Annotated in this window: 15 protein-coding genes; 4 read left to right on the top strand and 11 right to left on the bottom strand. The window is 53.5% G+C overall.

Annotated elements, in window-relative coordinates; genetic code table 11:
• Nucleotides 1-17: 17 nt before the first annotated feature.
• The 4 genes from A6R74_RS16670 to hppD all read right to left on the bottom strand — a co-directional run bounded on the left by A6R74_RS16670 (nt 18) and on the right by hppD (nt 3,611).
• A complete protein-coding gene (locus A6R74_RS16670) occupies nt 18-629 on the bottom strand; it encodes an exopolysaccharide biosynthesis protein (RefSeq protein WP_064235594.1) in 612 nt (203 codons plus the stop codon).
• A 203-nt stretch (nt 630-832) separates the two neighbouring features.
• Entirely contained in the window at nt 833-1,687 is an 855-nt protein-coding gene (locus tag A6R74_RS16665; protein ID WP_064235593.1) for a mechanosensitive ion channel domain-containing protein, read from the bottom strand.
• Nucleotides 1,688-2,112: 425 nt separating this feature from the next.
• Nucleotides 2,113-2,490, bottom strand: coding sequence for a Rieske (2Fe-2S) protein (locus A6R74_RS22385; protein ID WP_082906717.1), 378 nt, complete (start codon nt 2,488-2,490; stop codon nt 2,113-2,115).
• 14 nt (nt 2,491-2,504) lie between these two features.
• Nucleotides 2,505-3,611 carry a 4-hydroxyphenylpyruvate dioxygenase gene (hppD, locus tag A6R74_RS16660; RefSeq protein ID WP_064235592.1) on the bottom strand — a complete coding sequence of 369 codons (1,107 nt, stop codon included), beginning with the start codon at nt 3,609-3,611 and terminating at the stop codon, nt 2,505-2,507.
• Between the two features lie 128 nt (nt 3,612-3,739).
• On the opposite strand from hppD, the gene A6R74_RS16655 reads away from it, so the two are divergent.
• From A6R74_RS16655 to A6R74_RS16645, 3 genes are all read left to right on the top strand, one after another.
• Nucleotides 3,740-4,216, top strand: a complete 477-nt coding sequence (locus tag A6R74_RS16655; RefSeq protein ID WP_064235591.1) for an Lrp/AsnC family transcriptional regulator — start codon at nt 3,740-3,742, stop codon at nt 4,214-4,216.
• Between the two features lie 33 nt (nt 4,217-4,249).
• Complete coding sequence (locus A6R74_RS16650) at nt 4,250-5,812, top strand: sigma-54-dependent transcriptional regulator (protein ID WP_064235590.1); 1,563 nt, start codon at nt 4,250-4,252, stop codon at nt 5,810-5,812.
• Nucleotides 5,813-6,143: 331 nt separating this feature from the next.
• Complete coding sequence (locus A6R74_RS16645) at nt 6,144-7,604, top strand: sodium-dependent transporter (RefSeq protein ID WP_064235589.1); 1,461 nt, start codon at nt 6,144-6,146, stop codon at nt 7,602-7,604.
• Between the two features lie 436 nt (nt 7,605-8,040).
• Here the strand turns inward: A6R74_RS16645 and A6R74_RS16640 are convergent, their stop codons facing one another.
• The gene (locus A6R74_RS16640; protein WP_064235588.1) at nt 8,041-9,096 is read right to left on the bottom strand and encodes a TRAP transporter substrate-binding protein; all 1,056 of its coding nucleotides are present in this window, start codon (nt 9,094-9,096) and stop codon (nt 8,041-8,043) included.
• A gap of 229 nt (nt 9,097-9,325) precedes the next feature.
• Entirely contained in the window at nt 9,326-9,808 is a 483-nt protein-coding gene (locus A6R74_RS16635) for an Lrp/AsnC family transcriptional regulator (RefSeq protein ID WP_064235587.1), read from the bottom strand.
• 177 nt (nt 9,809-9,985) lie between these two features.
• Between A6R74_RS16635 and A6R74_RS16630 the strand changes: the two genes are divergently transcribed.
• A complete protein-coding gene (locus tag A6R74_RS16630) occupies nt 9,986-13,501 on the top strand; it encodes an indolepyruvate ferredoxin oxidoreductase family protein (protein WP_064235586.1) in 3,516 nt (1,171 codons plus the stop codon).
• A gap of 55 nt (nt 13,502-13,556) precedes the next feature.
• Here A6R74_RS16630 and maiA read toward each other — a convergent pair whose 3' ends face one another.
• From maiA to A6R74_RS16605, 5 genes are all read right to left on the bottom strand, one after another.
• Nucleotides 13,557-14,201 carry a maleylacetoacetate isomerase gene (gene maiA / locus A6R74_RS16625; RefSeq protein ID WP_064235585.1) on the bottom strand — a complete coding sequence of 215 codons (645 nt, stop codon included), beginning with the start codon at nt 14,199-14,201 and terminating at the stop codon, nt 13,557-13,559.
• A 25-nt stretch (nt 14,202-14,226) separates the two neighbouring features.
• Nucleotides 14,227-15,246 (bottom strand): fumarylacetoacetate hydrolase family protein, encoded by a 1,020-nt coding sequence (locus A6R74_RS16620; RefSeq protein WP_064235584.1) that lies wholly within the window; start codon nt 15,244-15,246, stop codon nt 14,227-14,229.
• Nucleotides 15,247-15,282: 36 nt separating this feature from the next.
• Nucleotides 15,283-16,590 (bottom strand): homogentisate 1,2-dioxygenase, encoded by a 1,308-nt coding sequence (hmgA, locus tag A6R74_RS16615; protein ID WP_064235583.1) that lies wholly within the window; start codon nt 16,588-16,590, stop codon nt 15,283-15,285.
• Nucleotides 16,591-16,652: 62 nt separating this feature from the next.
• On the bottom strand, nt 16,653-16,853 hold the full coding sequence (locus A6R74_RS16610; RefSeq protein WP_064235582.1) for a DUF2783 domain-containing protein: 201 nt from the start codon (nt 16,851-16,853) through the stop codon (nt 16,653-16,655).
• Nucleotides 16,840-18,570 carry an FAD-dependent oxidoreductase gene (locus A6R74_RS16605; protein ID WP_064235581.1) on the bottom strand — a complete coding sequence of 577 codons (1,731 nt, stop codon included), beginning with the start codon at nt 18,568-18,570 and terminating at the stop codon, nt 16,840-16,842. Before A6R74_RS16605 ends, A6R74_RS16610 begins: the two co-directional genes overlap by 14 nt.
• Nucleotides 18,571-18,607 lie beyond the last annotated feature (37 nt).

Raw genomic sequence — 18,607 nt, 5'->3', positions numbered from 1 at the left:
GGGAATCTTTTCGCTGTTCACGCTGAAATGAGCATTGTTTCCTTAAAGAAAATTTCGATAAGCCGCCAGCTGCCACCGATGATCGCTGTGGAAACAACCGCAGCAATTACAGCAAGACCGAGCCCCGCAGCGACGGCAATGCCATCTCGCTGAGCAATGCCAAGGGACAGTATCAGTACTGCCAACCCAGGCAACGTATTTCCAAATGGAATCGGGAGGGCTATCAGCAAGGCCATGATAAAAATAACGACGCCGATGCTCCGAATAGCAAAAGGCGTGATAAGACACCCCAGGCGCACGCATAGGCGCCGCTCGAGTTTTTCGAGATGTGGGGTCGCTTTACCTAAAATACGCTCCAGCTGTTGTCGCCCGATACGCAGTCGGGCAATACCCAGCGGCAGCCGGATGCACTTGGTGCCGATCGCCATCTGTAGGCCAATGAAGGCTAGCGCGGTTCCAAACACCATGCCTGCGGGAATGCCTGGCGTGGGCACAATCGCAGGGATTGCGAAAAGCAGTAGCACCAAGGGGGTGGCGCGTTCATCGAGGGCGGCCAGAATGTCGCCTAGTGTGGGGCGCTGATGTTTCAGATGACCAGGTAGAGCACGCAGTACAGCGGCCAGGCTCATTTCTCAAGCACTCCATAAAGTCGCAGGAAGAGCGACGTGAGGAATAATATAGGGAAGGCAGGTAAATAGGTATCGAGCTTTGCTGATTTTTTGCTATGGCACCGATAGCGTATCCACTGACTGGTCATCGGGGTTTTCAGGTTGTCATGGTAGGCGTATTCCGAGGCCATAGTTTGGCGGTTTCTATTCACTCCTCCTTCTTTTTATTCCTCCTTCGGTGCGCTCGCCATATTGCGCAGTAGCCAGTAACGGCGCAGTACGGCATCGTTAATGTTCTGCTCCAGCTCAAAAGCACTGGAAGTAGGGCAAAACAGCGTGACGCCCAAGCGCTGTTTTCCGATGTCCGTGGTGGCAAGCGTCATGCGAGGATGGGGGTCTGCGATATCGATGCCGCTGCGCTTCCTGATCAATGCGCTGTAGCGTTGGGCCAACTCGGCATGAGGAACGTGTAACTTCGCCACCTCCTCCTCTAATGCCGGCAGAGCCGATCGCATGTCCACATCAGGCTCTAGTACGACGCAGACTTCGAAATATACCCACTTCTTGAAGAAGTTCTGGTTCCTGACCGGGGTGGTTAGAAAAACGCTGTTGGGTACCACGATTGTCTTGCCCGAGTATTCAAAACGTCCCACGGGCCCGCCAATTTCCTGAAGGGTCGTTGCCAGCATGGTCTCGTCGACCACCTGACCACGCAGGTTGCCAATCTCAACCCAGTCTCCAATCTCGAAAGGCTGGTTGACAACGCGCAGTACGGTGCCCGACAAACACAGGATCAGCTCCTTGGTGGCGATAACTAACGCTACAGCGAAGGCGGTGATGGACAACGCGAAGGCATGCAGAGAAGGCAACCAGATCAACACTAAGCCGACCAGGGCGAGAACCACGGTGGTATTCCGGATCCGGGCTAGCCACACGCGGCGGTAATCAGACAGGATCTCTTTCTGGCCGCGTATGATGCGCACCGCAAAAATGCGAAACAGGATGATAATGCACACCAGTGCTACCGAACTCACGCCACGGTTACTCAGTAGTTCAATCCAGAAAGAATTATCAGGCATGGCGGTTTTGCTTAACCTCCCTAAAGATCAATGGTGAGACGCAAACATGCCACAGAGACGATGCTGCGTCGATTGAGGAGGTCGGTGGTGAGTTTCACTGAACGCTGGCGAAGTGGTTGATCCTGACGCTTAAGCCACATATTTTTAATACGCTAGCTCGTATTCACTCAATGCTGCCTAGCTTAGAGTAAGTGATACGGGAAGAACGTATCGTATGAAAATATATTAATCCAGGCGGTAATAGGTTTTTGGTGGGTATAGCGCTTGTGAAAAGCTATCTTGTCCCGCTATCTTACCCATAAGCGGACTCGTTGAGTTCGCTTATTGTTCGGTTGAATAGTGGTGGAGTTTTATTCGACCCCATCATTATTATCATATTTTTAGCTAGAGATGCGGGGATAAGCTATAACGTATTGGTGAATGGTTTAAGGCTTTCTATGCTTGATGCATAAGTTGCCTGCTAGATCTTCAAATACAGGTATGGCGTCAAGTTTATCACAGCCGCCTGTTAAGCAGTCTCCTGTTTTAATGTCAAACGCTGCCCCATGCGCACTGCATAGAAAACGGTGCCCATCTGATGAAATGATACTGTCCGACCGATAGTTTAAAGGTAAATATTGGTGAGGGCAGGCATTGACGTAGCAATAAATCGTGCCATTTATACGTGCTGCAATGACTGGGAAAGATCCATTGCTGGTCATTATTTCCATGCAGCGTGCTTTGCCTTCTGGTATAGCGCTGGAAGGGCAAATAATAGCCCCCTCTTGGGGGGCATTTTCATAGTTACGCCAAGCGTCATGCACGGTGTGCCCTTTTACTATTCAGCGGTACTGTGCAACACGCCGCGGTTAATTTGATCTTCTTCGATGGACTCGAAAAGTGCTTTAAAATTGCCCTCTCCAAAACCATCATCGCCTTTACGCTGGATAAACTCGAAGAAGATGGGCCCAATGACCGTTTTTGAGAAAATTTGTAGCAAAATTCGGGTTTCGCCGCCGCCCACGACACCTTCGCCGTCAATCAAAATGCCACGGCTACGCAGTTTATCGAGAGGTTCCTGGTGGTCTTTAACGCGCTCTAACGACTTTTCGTAATAGATGCTCGGCGGGCCAGGCATAAATTCGAGCCCTGCATCAGCGATTAAGTCAGTGCCGGTGTAGATATCGTTCGTTGCAATGGCGATATGCTGAATGCCTTCGCCGTTATATTCGCGCAAGTACTCTTCGATCTGGCTGTGATCATCGGCACTTTCATTAATGGGTATGCGAATTTTACCATCGGGAGAAGTCAATGCACGGCTGGTAAGGCCTGTCATTTTACCGGTGATATCAAAGTAGCGTATTTCGCGGAAGTTAAAGGTGTCGTGGTAAAACTTATACCACGTGTCCATATTGCCGCGAATAACGTTATGAGTGAGGTGGTCAAGATAGTAAAAACCAAACCCTTTAGGATTAGGGTCTGCCTCATCGAACCACTCAAATTCGTTTGAATAACAGCTGCCTTTTTCGCCATAGGTGTCAATAAAGTAAAGCAGCGAGCCGCCAATGCCAATAACCGCAGGCGCATCGATGGACTTATTACCCGTGAACTCTTCTGCACCCAAGTCGACGGCACGTTTTAGCGCATGCGGAGCATCAACGACGCGCCAAGCCATTGCCGGTGCACAGGGGCCATGCGCCTCAATAAACGCTGACGCATGCGAGTTAGGCTCACTGTTAAGAAGGTAGTTGATATCGCCTTGACGATAAACGGTGATCGACTTGTCACGATGTTTTGCAACAGGAACGAAACCCATTTGCCGAAATAAGCTATCCAGTTTTTCCGGCTCGGGGTGTGCAAATTCAACAAACTCGAAGCCATCTGTGCCCGCTGGGTTTGCATCATTGATGGTTGCTTTGGGTGCGTCATGAGGGAAGGGGCCCATCGCTGTCTCTCCTTTATTGTCTTGTTGGGTGACAAGTTCAGTATAGGGAAGAGCCGGTACAATTAGGTTGCAAACTAACCTAACATGCAGCCAAATAGTGCACAGAATGTGCGCAATAGGAGTACTGTATGCACGGAATTTCCTTGGATCGTTATGATCTTGCAATTTTGTCAGAGTTACAAAAGAACTCAGCCCTCACCAATTCAGAATTGGGAGAGCGAGTCAGCCTGTCTCCCTCGCAGTGCTCCCGACGCAAAGCACGGTTAGAAGCCGAAGGTGTCATTAAGGGGTATTCGGCTAGGCTTGATGCCACCAGCCTGGGGTTTGGGTTGCGTGCCATCACCAGAGTTAATCTCAAAGCTCATGGTGAAAGCATGGATGGTGATTTTGTGACGTTACTGACGAAGCATGCCATGGTGCGCGAGGCCTATTCTGTGTCGGGAGACGCAGATTATGTGTTACATATCATCGCCAAGGATCTAACAGCGTTTTCAGACTTTATTCATCATCATTTATTGCCTCATCCTAATGTCACCCAGGTTCGCTCAGAAATAATACTGCGCAGTATGAAAGAAGAGCAGGGGCTGCCAGTGAGTGGTGGCTAAGTAGCTGAGTTGGTTTTGTGCCGTGAGGGCTCTATGCGTCTTAAATTTTACTGCCAGAATCGAATCGGTATTCTGCGCGATATAGTGGCCCAGTTTGCTGACTACCGAATTAATGTTGCCCGGGGAGAGGTAGGGGGCGATCAGGGCAATACCATCTATTTATATGTTCCAAAATTACTCAATGCGCAGCTACAGACGCTTAAACCGGTATTGGAAGCCATTCCCGGCGTGTTTGGTGTTAAGCGCGCCAGTTTGATGCCCAGCGAGCGGCGTCATTTGGAGCTGGATGCGCTGCTGTCCTCGCTTTCTGACCCAGTGATGTCGATAGATATGCAGGGCCGAATTGTGGCGGCCAATCGTAGTGCTGTTCAGGTTTTAGGCGTGCGCGTTCAAGAAGTGCCGGGGCTCTCACTGGATCGTTACCTTGACGAGGTGGATCTGCCCGATTTGATTCGCCGAAACAACTCACGCATCAATGGATTGCGGATCAAACTGAAAGGGGATACCTACCTGGCTGATATCGCACCACTGCACACGGAAGATACTAAGGTTGATTCTCTCGCGGGGGCGGTCGTGACGTTACACCGTGCCGACCGTATCGGTGCGCGTATTTATCAGGTGCAGCGACAGGAGCTGCGTGGCTTTGAGGCCATCTTTCAGTCGAGTTCGCGACTGGAATCCGTCATCAACGAGGCGCGTCGCATGGCGCCATTAGAGGCACCGTTGTTGATTGTGGGGGAAACAGGAACCGGGAAAGAGCTGGTGGCCAGAGCCTGTCATTTGGCAAGCCCCCGAGGGCAAGCGCCGTTTGTGGTGCTTAACTGTGCCGGGCTGCCTGAATCAATGGCTGAGACAGAGCTTTTCGGTTACGCCCCCGGTGCCTTCGAAGGCGCTCGGCCGGAAGGTAAGCTGGGCCTTCTGGAGCTTAACGAAGGTGGCACGGTATTTCTTGATGAAGTCGGTGAAATGAGTCCCCGGCTGCAGACGAAGCTGTTGCGCTTTCTTCAGGATGGTGGTTTCCGGCGTGTAGGGAGCGACGAGGAAACCTTCCTGGATGTCCGGGTAATCTGTGCCACTCAACAGAACTTGCCTCAGCTGTGTAGTGAGGGGGTGTTTCGGCTCGATCTTTATCACCGGCTCAATGTGCTTTCGCTACAGGTGCCACCTTTACGAGAATGCCTGGATGGCATCGCAGACTTGGCAGCCTATATGCTGGATCGTGCGGCGCGTCAGATAGGCTGTCCTGTGCCCGAGCTTTCGCCTGCTGCGTTGGAAAAAATCACCCGTTACGACTGGCCGGGCAATGTTCGACAGCTGGAAAATGTGCTGTTCCAGGCAGTGTCACTGTGTGAAGAAAAAGCCATCCAGCCGGTGCATTTGCGCCTTCCTCATCGAGAGGAGTCGCCTGAGTTGGCTGGCATCCCATTAGAGGGAAGCTTGAGCGACATGCTGGGAGAGGTGGAAAGCAACATCTTAACTACGCTGTATCAACAGTACCCTTCTAGCCGCCAGCTGGGAAAGCGGCTGGGCGTTTCGCATACAACCGTTGCCAATAAACTCAAACGTTACGGCATTGGTGCTCAAGAAGACTCTTAAAAAAATCCATGACAGGTAAATTAACTGTCACGATTTCTTTACGGGGTGTCAGAAAAATGCAACGGCAAGACTCCGTCCAGCGGCATTTCCTTTCAAGTGTAACGATTAGTTTACAGCTGCGTCTCGTTTATATGGCTTAGCGTCGCGCTGAGTGCGATGCCGCCCTATTCCTGCCCTATCGCTATCTCCCTAGACTCTTAATAGATTGCTCTCGATGACTGGCTGATTGCATTTAGCTGGCTTTAAGAGACAGCTAATCAACTTTAAGTAGTTGTTTTCGCTGTGCATAAATAAATAGCCTAAAAACAATATCAATTTATAAGGTTTCCCAATGACAACGACAAATACGCCTCCCAAGACGCTGTGGCTGGGCCGCTGGGGATTTGTACTGGCAGCCACTGGTTCTGCAGTGGGACTGGGTAATATCTGGAAGTTTCCTTACATCACTGGCGAGTTCGGGGGTGGTGCTTTCGTGCTGGTCTACCTGGCCTGCATATTGGCGGTCGGCGTCCCCATCATGATGGCTGAAATCAGCTTCGGCCGCCGTGGGCGAGGCAGTCCGATTGACGCTATCCGCCGGGTAGTGCATGAGTCGGGCCGTGGTAGCTTCTGGTCGATCTTCGGTTGGATGGCCATGCTGTGTGGTTTCATGATTCTGTCGTTCTACGTCGTGGTTGCGGGCTGGTCGTTTTCCTATTTGTGGAAGATGCTGAGCGGTGGGCTGGCGGGTAATAGCGTCGATGACATGGCGGCAATTTTTGCCGCCAATAATGCTAACCCTTGGACGCTAGGTGCCTGGAGCACGCTGGTGACGGTGCTGACCATGTTCATCGTGGGCAAAGGCGTGCAAGCCGGCATTGAAAAGAGCGTCAGTTGGATGATGCCAGGCATGGTCATCATGCTGGGGATACTGATCGGCTACGGTGCTTTTTCCGGTGGCTTCGCCGACGCATGGTGTTTTCTGTTCTCTTTCAATACGGAAGGATTAAGCAGCGAAGGGTTGTTAGCGGCACTGGGGCATGCTTTCTTTACCTTGTCGCTCGCCTCTGGCGCGATTCTTACCTACGGCTCTTACCTGCCAGAAGGGCACTCCATCGCGCGCACGACATTCAGCGTGGCCATTGCCGATACCGTTGTCGCACTAATGGCAGGCTTGGCTATTTTCCCGATTATTTTCGCTAACGGAATGAATCCCGGCCAAGGGCCAGGTTTGATCTTCATGAGCTTGCCATTGGCCTTCCAAGCGATGCCGTTTGGTACGCTGTTTGGCGTCCTGTTCTTTGTGATGCTATCGATGGCCGCGCTGACATCGTCGATCTCGATGATCGAAGCGACCGTGGCCTGGCTCGTGGCAAGCAAAGGAATAACGCGTAAACGGGCATCCTGGGGTGTGGGTATTGTGCTGTGGTTGGTGAGTACTTTGGCCATGTTGTCATTCAACATGGGCGCGGATTGGACGCTAGCAGGCCGCACTTTCTTCGACTGGCTGGACTACCTAACCTCCCGCTGGATGATGCCGTTAGGCGGTTTGGGCATGGCACTCATGGCAGGCTTCCTGCTGCGTACTGAAATATTCAGGCAGGAACTAGGGCTCTCCCGTACCCAGTACACGCTGTGGCTGTTTATGGTGCGTTACGTTAGCCCGTTAGGCATCGTGTTAATTTTCATCGATGCGCTGGGCCTTGCGACCCTCCAGGTAGGCACTCAGTGGCCGTGGCTGTTGGCCCTGCTGGTGCTTATCACCGTGGTGGGAGAATTGGCTAGCCCGCGGCTGCGTCACCAGGCTTCCTGACCCAATTCCAGAAACAGATTCTAAGTAGCGTCTGAATTAGAGCAGTTAAAGCGCTCCCATCCACTATTGTTGGGAGCGCTCTATTAGGCGTCCCCACCAAAAGGTGTTGTCTGCGTTCTTCGCAGTACCCATGCCCATGATAGTTCTCCCTCAGGCGTTCTTGATGAGGGTAGTAGTATTAGTCGCTGAGAGGTGAAGTATCTTGATGCGGATCAAGTTGGTTTCAAATGAAACAGGATGCGGAGGATTTAGATTGAAATGGGTATGGAAGCTAAGTGATGGGATAAAGTAAGTACTGGGGAAACTAAGTACTAGAAAAAACAAGCACTGGAAAAAATAAGCACTGGAAAAAATAAGTACTGGGGAAGCGTGACTAATTGACAATAGGTTCCCGCCGTCAGCCATAAGCAGCGGCGAGAACGTTCAATCTACTGCTTCAGTCACTAACAACACTCGAGGCGATACTTTCTTCAGCCGCCTCATTGACTAACTGTTCATGAAAGAAGGCAAGCGCTGCTGGTGCGTCCACATCTCGGCTCTTTACGGCCTCACTCCAGGTATCCAGCAAATTACTAGCAACGCCCCGCAGGTAATCAATGTCTTGTTCCGATGCCTGGGTAAAGGTCGCGCCATTTTCCTCACCAAACTCAACGCCGCGTTGGTCGGATACATCCATCATGTAGCCAAACAAGCGTGAAAGTTGCTCACCCGATACGCCTTCAATCGCCGCGCGGTCTTCGTCTGATACTTGATCCCAAAACATGGGGTTCATAACAATTGCAAAGCTGCCGCGGTAGAAGCCGCCGTCTACGGTGAGGGTATGTGGGGCTACTTCGGCAACGCGAAAGCTGCGCAAGCTTTCAAGCGTTAGCATCGCACCGTCTACAACCCCCTGAGAGGCGGCCTCGTAGGTGCCAGTGGGAGGAATGGCGACGCCGGTCACGGACATTGCCTCGGCTAAACCACTCATCACGCCGCCACCCACGCGCAGCCGTTTGCCCGCAAGCTCATCAATTGAGCTAATTTGATCACGGGTGAATATTTGGCCAGGGCCATGTACCCCCATCGCAACCACGTCGACGCCGCGATGCTCATTGGCTTGCTGCAGATACTCTTGATGGGTATGCCAATACGCAGCGGAAGCATCTTCTGAGGAAAATTCCTCAAACGTAGGGAATTCAGGCAACTGCGTTGCTAGAAAACGGCCCGCCATATGAGCGTGAAAAATCCAGCTGGCATCCGCAATACCATCCGCAACGATCTCCATTTGTGCCGGTGGAGGCCCCATATCATGCACTACTTCTACCGTGACACGATCCTCGGTGGCTTCTTCAATCCATGCCTTCCAGGTCGGCCAAACAATGGTATTAACGCCATGATTAGGGCCGCCCCACGTGCTGACGGTGATCGTTGCCTGTGCAAGTGCAGACATACTGAACGCCATGCTTGAAACAGCCGTGGCAGCCACTAGTAAGCGAGCTGATTTATTCATATTGAAACTCCAGAGCCGACGCTATTAGCGTCTATGTTGTTATTGATAAATGTTGTTATTGGTAACGCCTATCCTCAAGCAAAGGCGTCTTCCTGGGTTGCGTAAATCACATGGGTTACCTTGCCTCTGAATAGTTTCAATGGCAACTAATTTTGGAGAGGTTGGCACTCTATTTACGTCTTAAATTTTAAGGCGTAGTGCTCGGTGAGAGCGAGCCATGCTGGCTGATTCAGCGAATCGGGATAGCGGTCTCTTCTTTGATATTACGCAGCACGAAATTGGAGTTGACCTGGGAAATACCATCCAGAGTGAAGAGTTTTTCATTCAGGAACCGGTCATAAGCGGCCATGTCTTCAATCACCACGCGCAGCACGAAATCGGCGTTGCCGGTGGTGGCATAGCACTGCAGCACTTCCGGGTATTGCAGGATGCGGTTTTCGAACTCGACAGTATTGTCGATGTGATGGCGAACCAGCGTCACCATGACCAGCGCTGATAGTGGCTGGCCCACCAAGCTGGGTTCCACCAGTGCAGCAAAGCGGCGAATAACGCCACTCTCTTCCAACGCCTTGACGCGTCGCCAGCAGGCGGCGGGGGAGAGGCCTATTTGTTCGGCAAGCTCATTGTTGGTAATGCGCCCCTGCTGCTGAAGCAAGGTAAGGATACGCTGATCATGCCTGTCTAAGGTGATTTCTTTGGTTGCTTCTTTCATAGGGATATTTCATTTATTTGTGATTTGTTGAATATCATTGCGAAAAAACGCTAAAAATGAAATTAATGATTGATAACCAGGGTTTTGAAGGGTGAATTAGCAAGCACCTTTAGTGCGCTCTTGGCTAGACTCAAGCGTATTACAACCATAACTCTTCAACCGTACTGGTGAACGCTCATGACCACCCCCTCAATCGCTGAGCAGGCGGGTTCTATTACCCAGACTCTCGATATTGCCCTCGATGACTATCAGTTGGCCGACCGCTATAGCCGTGGCGAAGGCCGTATTTTTCTCACTGGCACCCAAGCCTTGGTACGCATTGCCTTACGCCAAGCCGAGCTTGACCGCCGCAATGGTCGCCATACGGCAGGGCTCATCAGCGGCTATCGTGGTTCGCCCCTGGGCGGTGTAGACCAAGAGATTTGGCGGGCGAAAGCCGCCATGGAAGAGCATCACATCGACTTTGTCCCTGCTATCAACGAAGACCTGGCCGCCACCATGATGCTGGGTTGCCAGCAGGTAGAAACGGATCCTGACCGCCAAGTCGAGGGTGTTTTCGGCATGTGGTATGGCAAAGGGCCGGGCGTTGACCGCGCGGGTGACGCCTTGAAGCACGGTAATGCCTACGGCAGCTCGCCGACGGGTGGTGTGCTGGTGGTTGCGGGGGATGACCATGGCTGTGTGTCGTCCTCCATGCCGCACCAGTCTGATGTCGCCTTTATGGCGTGGTTTATGCCGGTGGTAAGCCCTGCGTCATTGGCGGAGTATGAACGCTTTGGGCTCTGGGGCTATGCCCTTTCACGCTTCTCGGGTTGTTGGGTGGGTTTTAAAGCCGTGTCTGAAACCGTGGAGAGTGGTGCTTCAGTCGAGGTGCCTCCCTTGCCCGACTACTTAACGCCCGACTTCGAAGTGCCGGAGGGCGGGCTGCACTATCGCTGGCCCGATTTGCCGGGGCCACAGCTCGAGACCCGCATTGAGCACAAGCTAGCCGCCGTACAGGCGTTTGCCACGGCTAATCCGATTGATCAGTATCTATTTCGCCAAGAGCAGGCGACCTTTGGGCTGGTTACCACAGGTAAGGGTCATTTGGACTTGCTTGAGGCGCTGCGTTTACTGGGGCTGGATGAAGCCAAACTGCGTGATCTGGGGATGGAAATATATAAGGTTGGGATGGTATGGCCACTCCATCGCCCCGGCATCCTTGAGTTTATTCATGGCAAGCGTGAGGTGCTGGTCATTGAAGAGAAACGCGGGATTATCGAAAGTCAGTTGAAGGAGTACATGTCGGAACCCGACCATCCCGGCGAGGTAATCGTTACCGGCAAGCAGGATGAAACCGGCAAACCACTGATTCCCTATGTTGGCGAGCTGAGCCCGCGTCTCTTGGCTGGTTTCGTGGCAGAGCGCCTTACGCGCTTTTTCGAGATTGATTTTAGCGACAAGCTGGCAACCGTTGATGCTTGCCAAGCAGGCGTTAAGGAACTTGGCGGTGTGCGCCGCATGCCGTATTTCTGCTCGGGTTGCCCACACAACAGCTCAACCAAGGTGCCTGAAGGCAGCAAAGCCCTGGCGGGTATTGGTTGCCACTTTATGGCTTCGTGGATGGATCGCAGCACCGAATCGTTAATTCAGATGGGTGGCGAGGGTGTTAACTGGGTAGGTAAAAGCCGATTTACCGGAAATGGCCATATTTTCCAGAACTTGGGAGAAGGCACCTGGTTTCATTCGGGCTCCATGGCCGTTCGCCAGGCGGTGGCAGCCAACGTCAATATTACCTACAAGATTCTGTTCAACGACGCGGTGGCCATGACGGGTGGTCAACCAGTCGATGGGCAAATCAATGTCCCCATGATTGCCCGGCAATCGTTGGATGAAGGCGTGCGCAGGGTCATGGTAGTCAGCGATGAACCCGAAAAGTATCGAGGGCATGAAAAAGAGTTTCCTAAGGAGGTGACTTTCCACGGGCGAGAGGAGATGGATACGCTGCAACGTGAACTGCGCGAGATTCCCGGCTGCACCGTGTTGATATATGACCAGGTATGCGCGGCGGAGAAACGTCGTCGCCGCAAGCGTGGTTTGATGGAAGATCCCGCCCGCCGGGTGTTCATCAATCATCATGTTTGCGAAGGCTGTGGTGATTGCTCCGTACAGTCCAACTGTTTATCGGTGGTGCCGCGGGAGACCGAGCTAGGCCGCAAGCGCAAAATAGACCAGTCCTCCTGCAACAAGGATATGTCCTGCGTCAGTGGTTTTTGCCCCAGTTTTGTCACTGTTGAAGGTGGCCAGCTGCGTAAAGGCCAGGGGGTTGCGGCGGATAACGCCTTTTGGCAGCGTATAGCGCATTTGCCTAATCCTGCTATCGCGCCTCTGAAGGCCCCTTATGACCTGCTGGTGGGGGGCGTTGGTGGCACGGGCGTGGTGACCGTCGGGCAGTTGATCACGATGGCGGCACACCTGGAAGGCAAGGGCTCCAGCGTGCTCGACTTTATGGGGTTCGCTCAAAAAGGCGGGGCGGTACTTAGCTATGTTCGCTTGGCAGCGCAGCCCAACGAGCTGAATCAAGTACGCATCGAAGCGGGGCAGGCCGATGCTGTCATTGCTTGTGACATGGTCGTGGCCAGTTCGCAGAAAGCGCTGAACGTGCTTCAGCCGACCACCCGTATTGTTGCCAACCTGGCGGAGCTAGCCACCGCGGACTATGTCCTTTACCGCGACGCGGATATGCAGCCCAGCAAACGCCTTAATCTGTTGCGTGAAGCGGTAGGAGACGAACGTTTTGCATCGCTGGATGCCAACCGCTTGGCTGAACAGCTGCTAGGGGATACGGTGTTTTCCAATATGATGATGCTCGGGTTTGCCTGGCAACAAGGGTTGGTACCGCTGTCTGAGCCTGCGCTGCAGCGTGCCCTGGAGCTTAACGGCGTCGCTGTGGAAAAGAACCGCCAGGCATTTGCTTGGGGCCGTTTGGCAGCGGTGGAGCCCGACTATCTACAGCAGCACCTTGATACGATGCCACTGCTCACGAATGCCACTCTCGACGACGTGGTCGCGCGTAATCGTCGCCACCTGGAGCGCTATCAGAACCGTGCCTGGGCTGAGCGCTATGTCACCCAGGTGACAAAAGTGCGCGAAGCAGAAACAGCGTTAAACGGTGGCCAAGCATTGAGTGAAGCCGTCGCCCATCAGCTCTATCGCTTGATGGCGTATAAAGATGAGTACGAAGTGGCGCGGCTCTACACCCAGAGCGATTTCCTGGATGAAGTGAAAGCAACGTTCTCGGGTGATTACCAGCTAACCTTCCACTTGGCGCCACCGCTGTTGAGTGGCCGTAAGGATACGCAAGGGCGGCCCGTGAAGCGTCGCTTCGGCCCCTGGATGTTGAAGGCAATGGGCGCGTTGGCCAAGATGCGCGGTTTGCGCAACACGGCCCTCGACCCTTTCCGCTTCAGCGCAGACCGGAAGCTCGACCGTGCCTTACTGGCGGACTACGAGCAGCTGATTGACGAGCTAGTGGCGCGTCTTGATGGCACTAATCATGCCACTGCTTTGGCACTGTCCAAGCTGCCGGAAGAGATTCGTGGCTACGGGCCAGTCCGCGAAGCTGCCGCCGAGAAAGCGAATGCGCGCCGCGAGAAGCTGCTGATCGAATTACGCCAAGGTCGTTCGAAAACCATCGCTGTCGAAGCCGCCTGAGGCTGCCCGCCAAGCGAAAGGCAGGCCGCGCAATGCGCGGCCTGTTCAGGAGGGTTTAGCTGGCGTCAGGCTGCGCCTCGGGTGCTGCCTTTTGGAAGGCTGGCAGTGTCCGGCAGTTGGCAGCGATGCGCTGGAGTGTCGGGTACGCTGATAAATCGCACTCGAAGCGTTCGGCGTTATACACCTGGGGAACTAGGCAGATATCTGCAAGCGTTGGGGTGTCACCATGGCAAAAATCACCGCTGCTGGGGTCAGTCGAGAGCGTTGCTTCCATGGCTGTGAAGCCCTCAGCAATCCAGTGGCGATACCAGGCTAGCTTAGCTTCCTCATCTACCCCCAGCTCACCGACGAGATACTTGAGCACCCGCAGGTTGTTGAGGGGGTGAACTTCACAAGCCACTAATTGCCCGAGGGCGCGAACCTGGGCGCGGGCTAACGCATCCGCCGGTAGCAGCGCGGGTTCGGGATACACTTCATCGAGATACTCGCAGATAGCCAGCGACTGGTTAACCACTGAGCCGTCATCCAGCACTAGACTAGGCACCATCCCTTGGGGGTTGCGTGCCAAATGGTCGCCACCCCGTTGCTCGCCTTTCACCAGATTGATCGGCACCTGGTCGTAGTCCAGGCCCTTCAGGTTTAAGGCGATACGTACCCGATAAGCAGCCGACGAACGGAAATAGCCGTAAAGTGTCGTCATGTTGCTTTCCTTATGTTGCCTCGCGTCATTTTGGCTGGTACTTCACGACTTGCTGGTCGATCGTACCAAAGATGTTGTTACCATCGCGGTCGAACATCTCGATGCGCACTTGGTCGCCAAAGCGCATAAAGGGCGTTTTTACTTGGCCGTAGAGTATCTGCTCCACCATGCGCACTTCGGCTAGACAGCTATAGCCCACTCCGCCATCAGCCACTGGCTTTCCAGGGCCGCCATCGGGGTCGGGATTGGAAACAGTGCCCGAGCCAATAACAGCACCCGCGCCTAGATAGCGGGTCTTGGCCGCATGGGCAACCAGCTGTGGGAAGCTGAAAATCATATCTGGCCCGGCTTCAGGCTCGCCAAACTTCTCGCCATTGAGGTGTACGGTCAGCGGCAGGTGTACCTTGCCATCCTGCCAGGCATCGCCCAGCTCATCGGGAGTCACCGCAATAGGCGAAAAAGAAGAGGCGGGCTTGGCTTGGAAAAAGCCGAAGCCCTTCGCTAGCTCGCCGGGAATCAGCCCACGCAGGCTCACATCGTTGACCAGCATCACTAGCTTAATGTGCTTAGCGGCTTGCTCGGGGGTCACTGCCATCGGCACGTCGTCAGTAATAACGGCGATCTCACCTTCAAAATCGATGCCATGCTCTTCACTCACCGCCTCGATATCCTCAGTGGGGGCCAGGAAACCGTCGCTACCGCCCTGATACATTAGCGGGTCAGTCCAGAAGGTGTCGGGCATCTCGGCATTACGTGCCTGGCGTACCAGCTTGACATGGTTCAGGTAGGCGGAGCCGTCAGCCCATTGATAGGCACGTGGTAAAGGGGAGTGCAGCGTACTCTGGTCCAGCGCAAAAGCACCTTCAGCACTGCCACTGTTAAGTTGTGCATAGCGCTCTTCCAACTTGGGGCTAACCGTCGCCCACTCCTCGATAGCTGCCTGAAGGGTGGGCGCAATATCAACAGCGCTCACTGCACGTGAAAGGTCACGGGAAACAATGATAAGTTCTCCGTCGCGGCCCTGCTTAAGTGTTGCAAGTTTCATGGTGAATCAATCCTTGTCGTCAGGGAAATATAGGGTTCAGGGCTGGCTGGGGTTGAAGTGGGAGCGCAGCGTCGACCAAACATCCACATAGTCACGTTGACGGAAGTCAGCATTCAGCGCCGCAGGGGTCGGGTGAAAGAAGTAGCGGCTCTCAAACATGAAGGCCAGGGTGTCGCCTATGAAATGGGGCTTGAGCTCCGCGTTGGAGGCTTTCTCAAATGTCTCAGCATCGGGGCCATGGGGCGACATTGAGTTATGTAGGCTGGCGCCGCCAGGCGTGAAGCCTTCCGCTTTGGCATCGTACTCGCCGTGTATCAGCCCCATAAACTCGCTCATTAGATTGCGATGGAACCAGGGTGGCCTAAAGGTATTCTCGGCAACCATCCAGCGCGGTGGGAAAATGACAAAATCAAGATTCGCCATTCCCGGCGTATCGGAGGGGGACGACAATACGGTGAAGATTGACGGATCCGGATGATCGAAGCTAACCGTATTGATGGTGTTAAAATTAGCCAGATTATATTTATAAGGCGCGCAGTTGCCGTGCCACGCCACGACATCTAACGGCGAATGGTCGAGTTTGCTCTCCCAGAAACGCCCAGAGAACTTAGCCACTAAACGGTAGTCGCCTTCCAGGTCTTCATAGGCTGCCACGGGGCTTTGGAAGTCACGCGGGTTTGCTAAACCGTTAGACCCGATGGGGCCGAGGCCTGGAAGCTCTAAAGGGCTGCCATAGTTCTCGCATATATATCCCCGCGCAGCATCAACACCCTGAGCTCTGCGCACTTGGAATTTCACACCGCGTGGAATAACGGCAATTTCACCATTATCGATCTCGATGTCACCAAATTCGGTACGTAGACGAATGGCGCCCAGTTGGGGAACAAACAGCAGTTCTCCGTCAGCGTTGTAGAAAAAACGCTCGGTCATGTCTTTATTAAAGGTGTAGACATGCACGCCTACGCCAGCCTGTGTACCCGCATCGCCATTGACGGCAATGGTAAATAAGCCGTCGATAAAATCAGTCGGCTCGCTCGGTAGAGAAACGGGATCCCAGCGCATTTGATTGGGATCTGCCGCTGGTTTATCTAATGGAGCGGTGTGTACCTTGTGATTTTCGAGTGGCTGATACGCGCTCTGAACGACAGAAGGGCGAATACGGTAAAGCCAGCTACGGAAATTTTGATGACGTGGCGCTGTAAATGCGGAGCCGGTTAGTTGCTCTGCATATAACCCATAAGCGCACTTCTGAGGGGAGTTTTGCCCAATCGGCAATGCCCCTGGAAGTGCTTCGGTTGAAAAGTGATTATGAAAACCGCTCTGATATTGCAATTGTTCAGTCATTGTTAAGTCCTGCGTTATTTGAACGTTATAGTGAACAATGTATGTCGGCTACTTATCGCCCACTAACTGTCGCCCACTAACCCTGCATGGGAAATTGCCTCTTCAAGCACCTGCTGATCGCCAATGTGGTTAGCCAGTAACAGGATTAGGCGTGCATTGATGCGCTCGCTCTCTGACTCGCTACGGTCGCGATGTAGCGCCGTTAGCGCGGCGTAAAAGGCGTCTGGATCAGTGAAATTCGGGTTCATTTCAAGCCTTGGCATGGCAACTTTCCTGGAAGGTAGTGTCAGCGGCACCCGCAAGGTAAACGCCTAGCGCGCGGTCTAATGCGTCTTCAACCTTGCGGGCAGTAATAGCGTGCCAGCGCGCAGCAACGTGCTGATCAGGGCGAATAAGGTACCCGCCACCTGCTTTCAGGCCATATCGTTGCGTCACTAGCCCCTCAGCGTCGTCCACCATGGTTGTGCGCGGTAGAGCGCTAAGCACATCCGGTGCAGGGCCCACGACCACCATGCTTAAATCAGTGCAACGGCCTAATAGCGCTTTAAACGATGTGGCAAGCGTGTCGGCGTGCACACCATCAATTCGTCCGTCGAGTAACAACACAAAGCCATCGCCAAATTGATTGAGTAGCCAGGCGTTCTCTTCTCTCAATCGAATGGGAGCGTCCTTGGCCGGGCTGCCGGGGCGCAGTTCGCTCGGGCCACCATTAACATCGGGTGTATTGAGCGGTGAGGTGTCATAGCGGCATGGCATGGAGAGGCGGCCACTGTTGACCAAACTACGCGCAAAGGCATGTTGCTCAGCCAGCTCCAGCGTCACATCTCGGAACACTTGGCTGATATGGCTTTTCGGGGTAATAAAATCAGTGGCGCGGGTAGAGTTAAGGAGGTTTTCTGCCGCGCCATGTTGGCGCTCAGTGTTGTAGGTGGACAAAAGCGTCTTGGGTGCCTGCTGTTTGAGAACCCGAGCCAGTTTCCAGACTAAGTTGTCGACGCCCTGCAGGGCACCATTGGCTCCCCTGGCACCAAAGGGTGATACCTGGTGCGCCGCGTCGCCCATAAAGATCACGCTGTGATGAATGAAGTTATCCATCTTGCGGCAGCGGAAGGTGTAGACACTGGCCCACTCAAGCTCAAACTCCACGTCTTTGCCCAGCATTGCCTGCACGCGTGGCCGAATGTTCTCTTCTTTCTTTTCTTCTTCCGGGTCAGCATCCCAGCCTAATTGAAAGTCGATACGCCAAACATTATCGGGCTCTTTGTGCAGCAGCACTGACTGGTTAGGATGGAAGGGGGGATCAAACCAGAACCAGCGCTCTGTTGGGAAGTCTGCCTTCATCACCACATCAGCAATCAGGAAACGATCCTGAAATACCTGGCCTTTGCACTCAAGGCCCAGCATGTCGCGAATTTGGCTGTTAGCGCCATCGGAAACGAGGAGGTAGTCACAGGTCAGCTGGTAATCACCATCCTGGGTCGAGACCTTGATGGCGGTGCTGTCAGGCTGAGCATCAACGTCGATGACCTTATGTTGCCAACGAAGGTCAATTTGCTCTGGAAAGTCGTGAGTGCGGTTGACCAGAAACTCTTCAAAGTAGTACTGCTGTAAGTTAATGAAGGCGGGAATGCGGTGGCCATCTTCCGGCAGTAGGTTGAAGTCATAGACTTCGCGCTCCTGAAAGAAAACGCGGCCACGCTGCCAGGTGACGCCTTTTTCCAGCATCAGGTCAACACAGCCCAGGCGGTCGACAATTTCCAGGGAGCGCTTGGCAAAGCACAGCGCTCGTGAACCCACGCTAACGGTGTTGTTATCGTCCAGAACGATCGAATTAACGCCTTGCTGAGCCAAATCGATGGCGGCGGCGAGGCCGCTAGGCCCCGCTCCGACAATCACTACCGGATAGTGGCGAGCTTCTTGAACATCGAGTTCAGGCGGGCGCCGGTAAGGATAGACAGGATTTTTATAGGTTGTTGGCATCTATTGCTCCCCTTCAGCGTCGGGTGAATTACACCCG

The organism is Halomonas sp. ALS9, assembly GCF_001651035.1.
In the GTDB taxonomy this organism is placed as follows: Bacteria; Pseudomonadota; Gammaproteobacteria; order Pseudomonadales; family Halomonadaceae; genus Vreelandella.
Note: the sequence above shows the minus strand (reverse complement) of the source record. Positions and strands in the feature narration are given on the sequence as shown.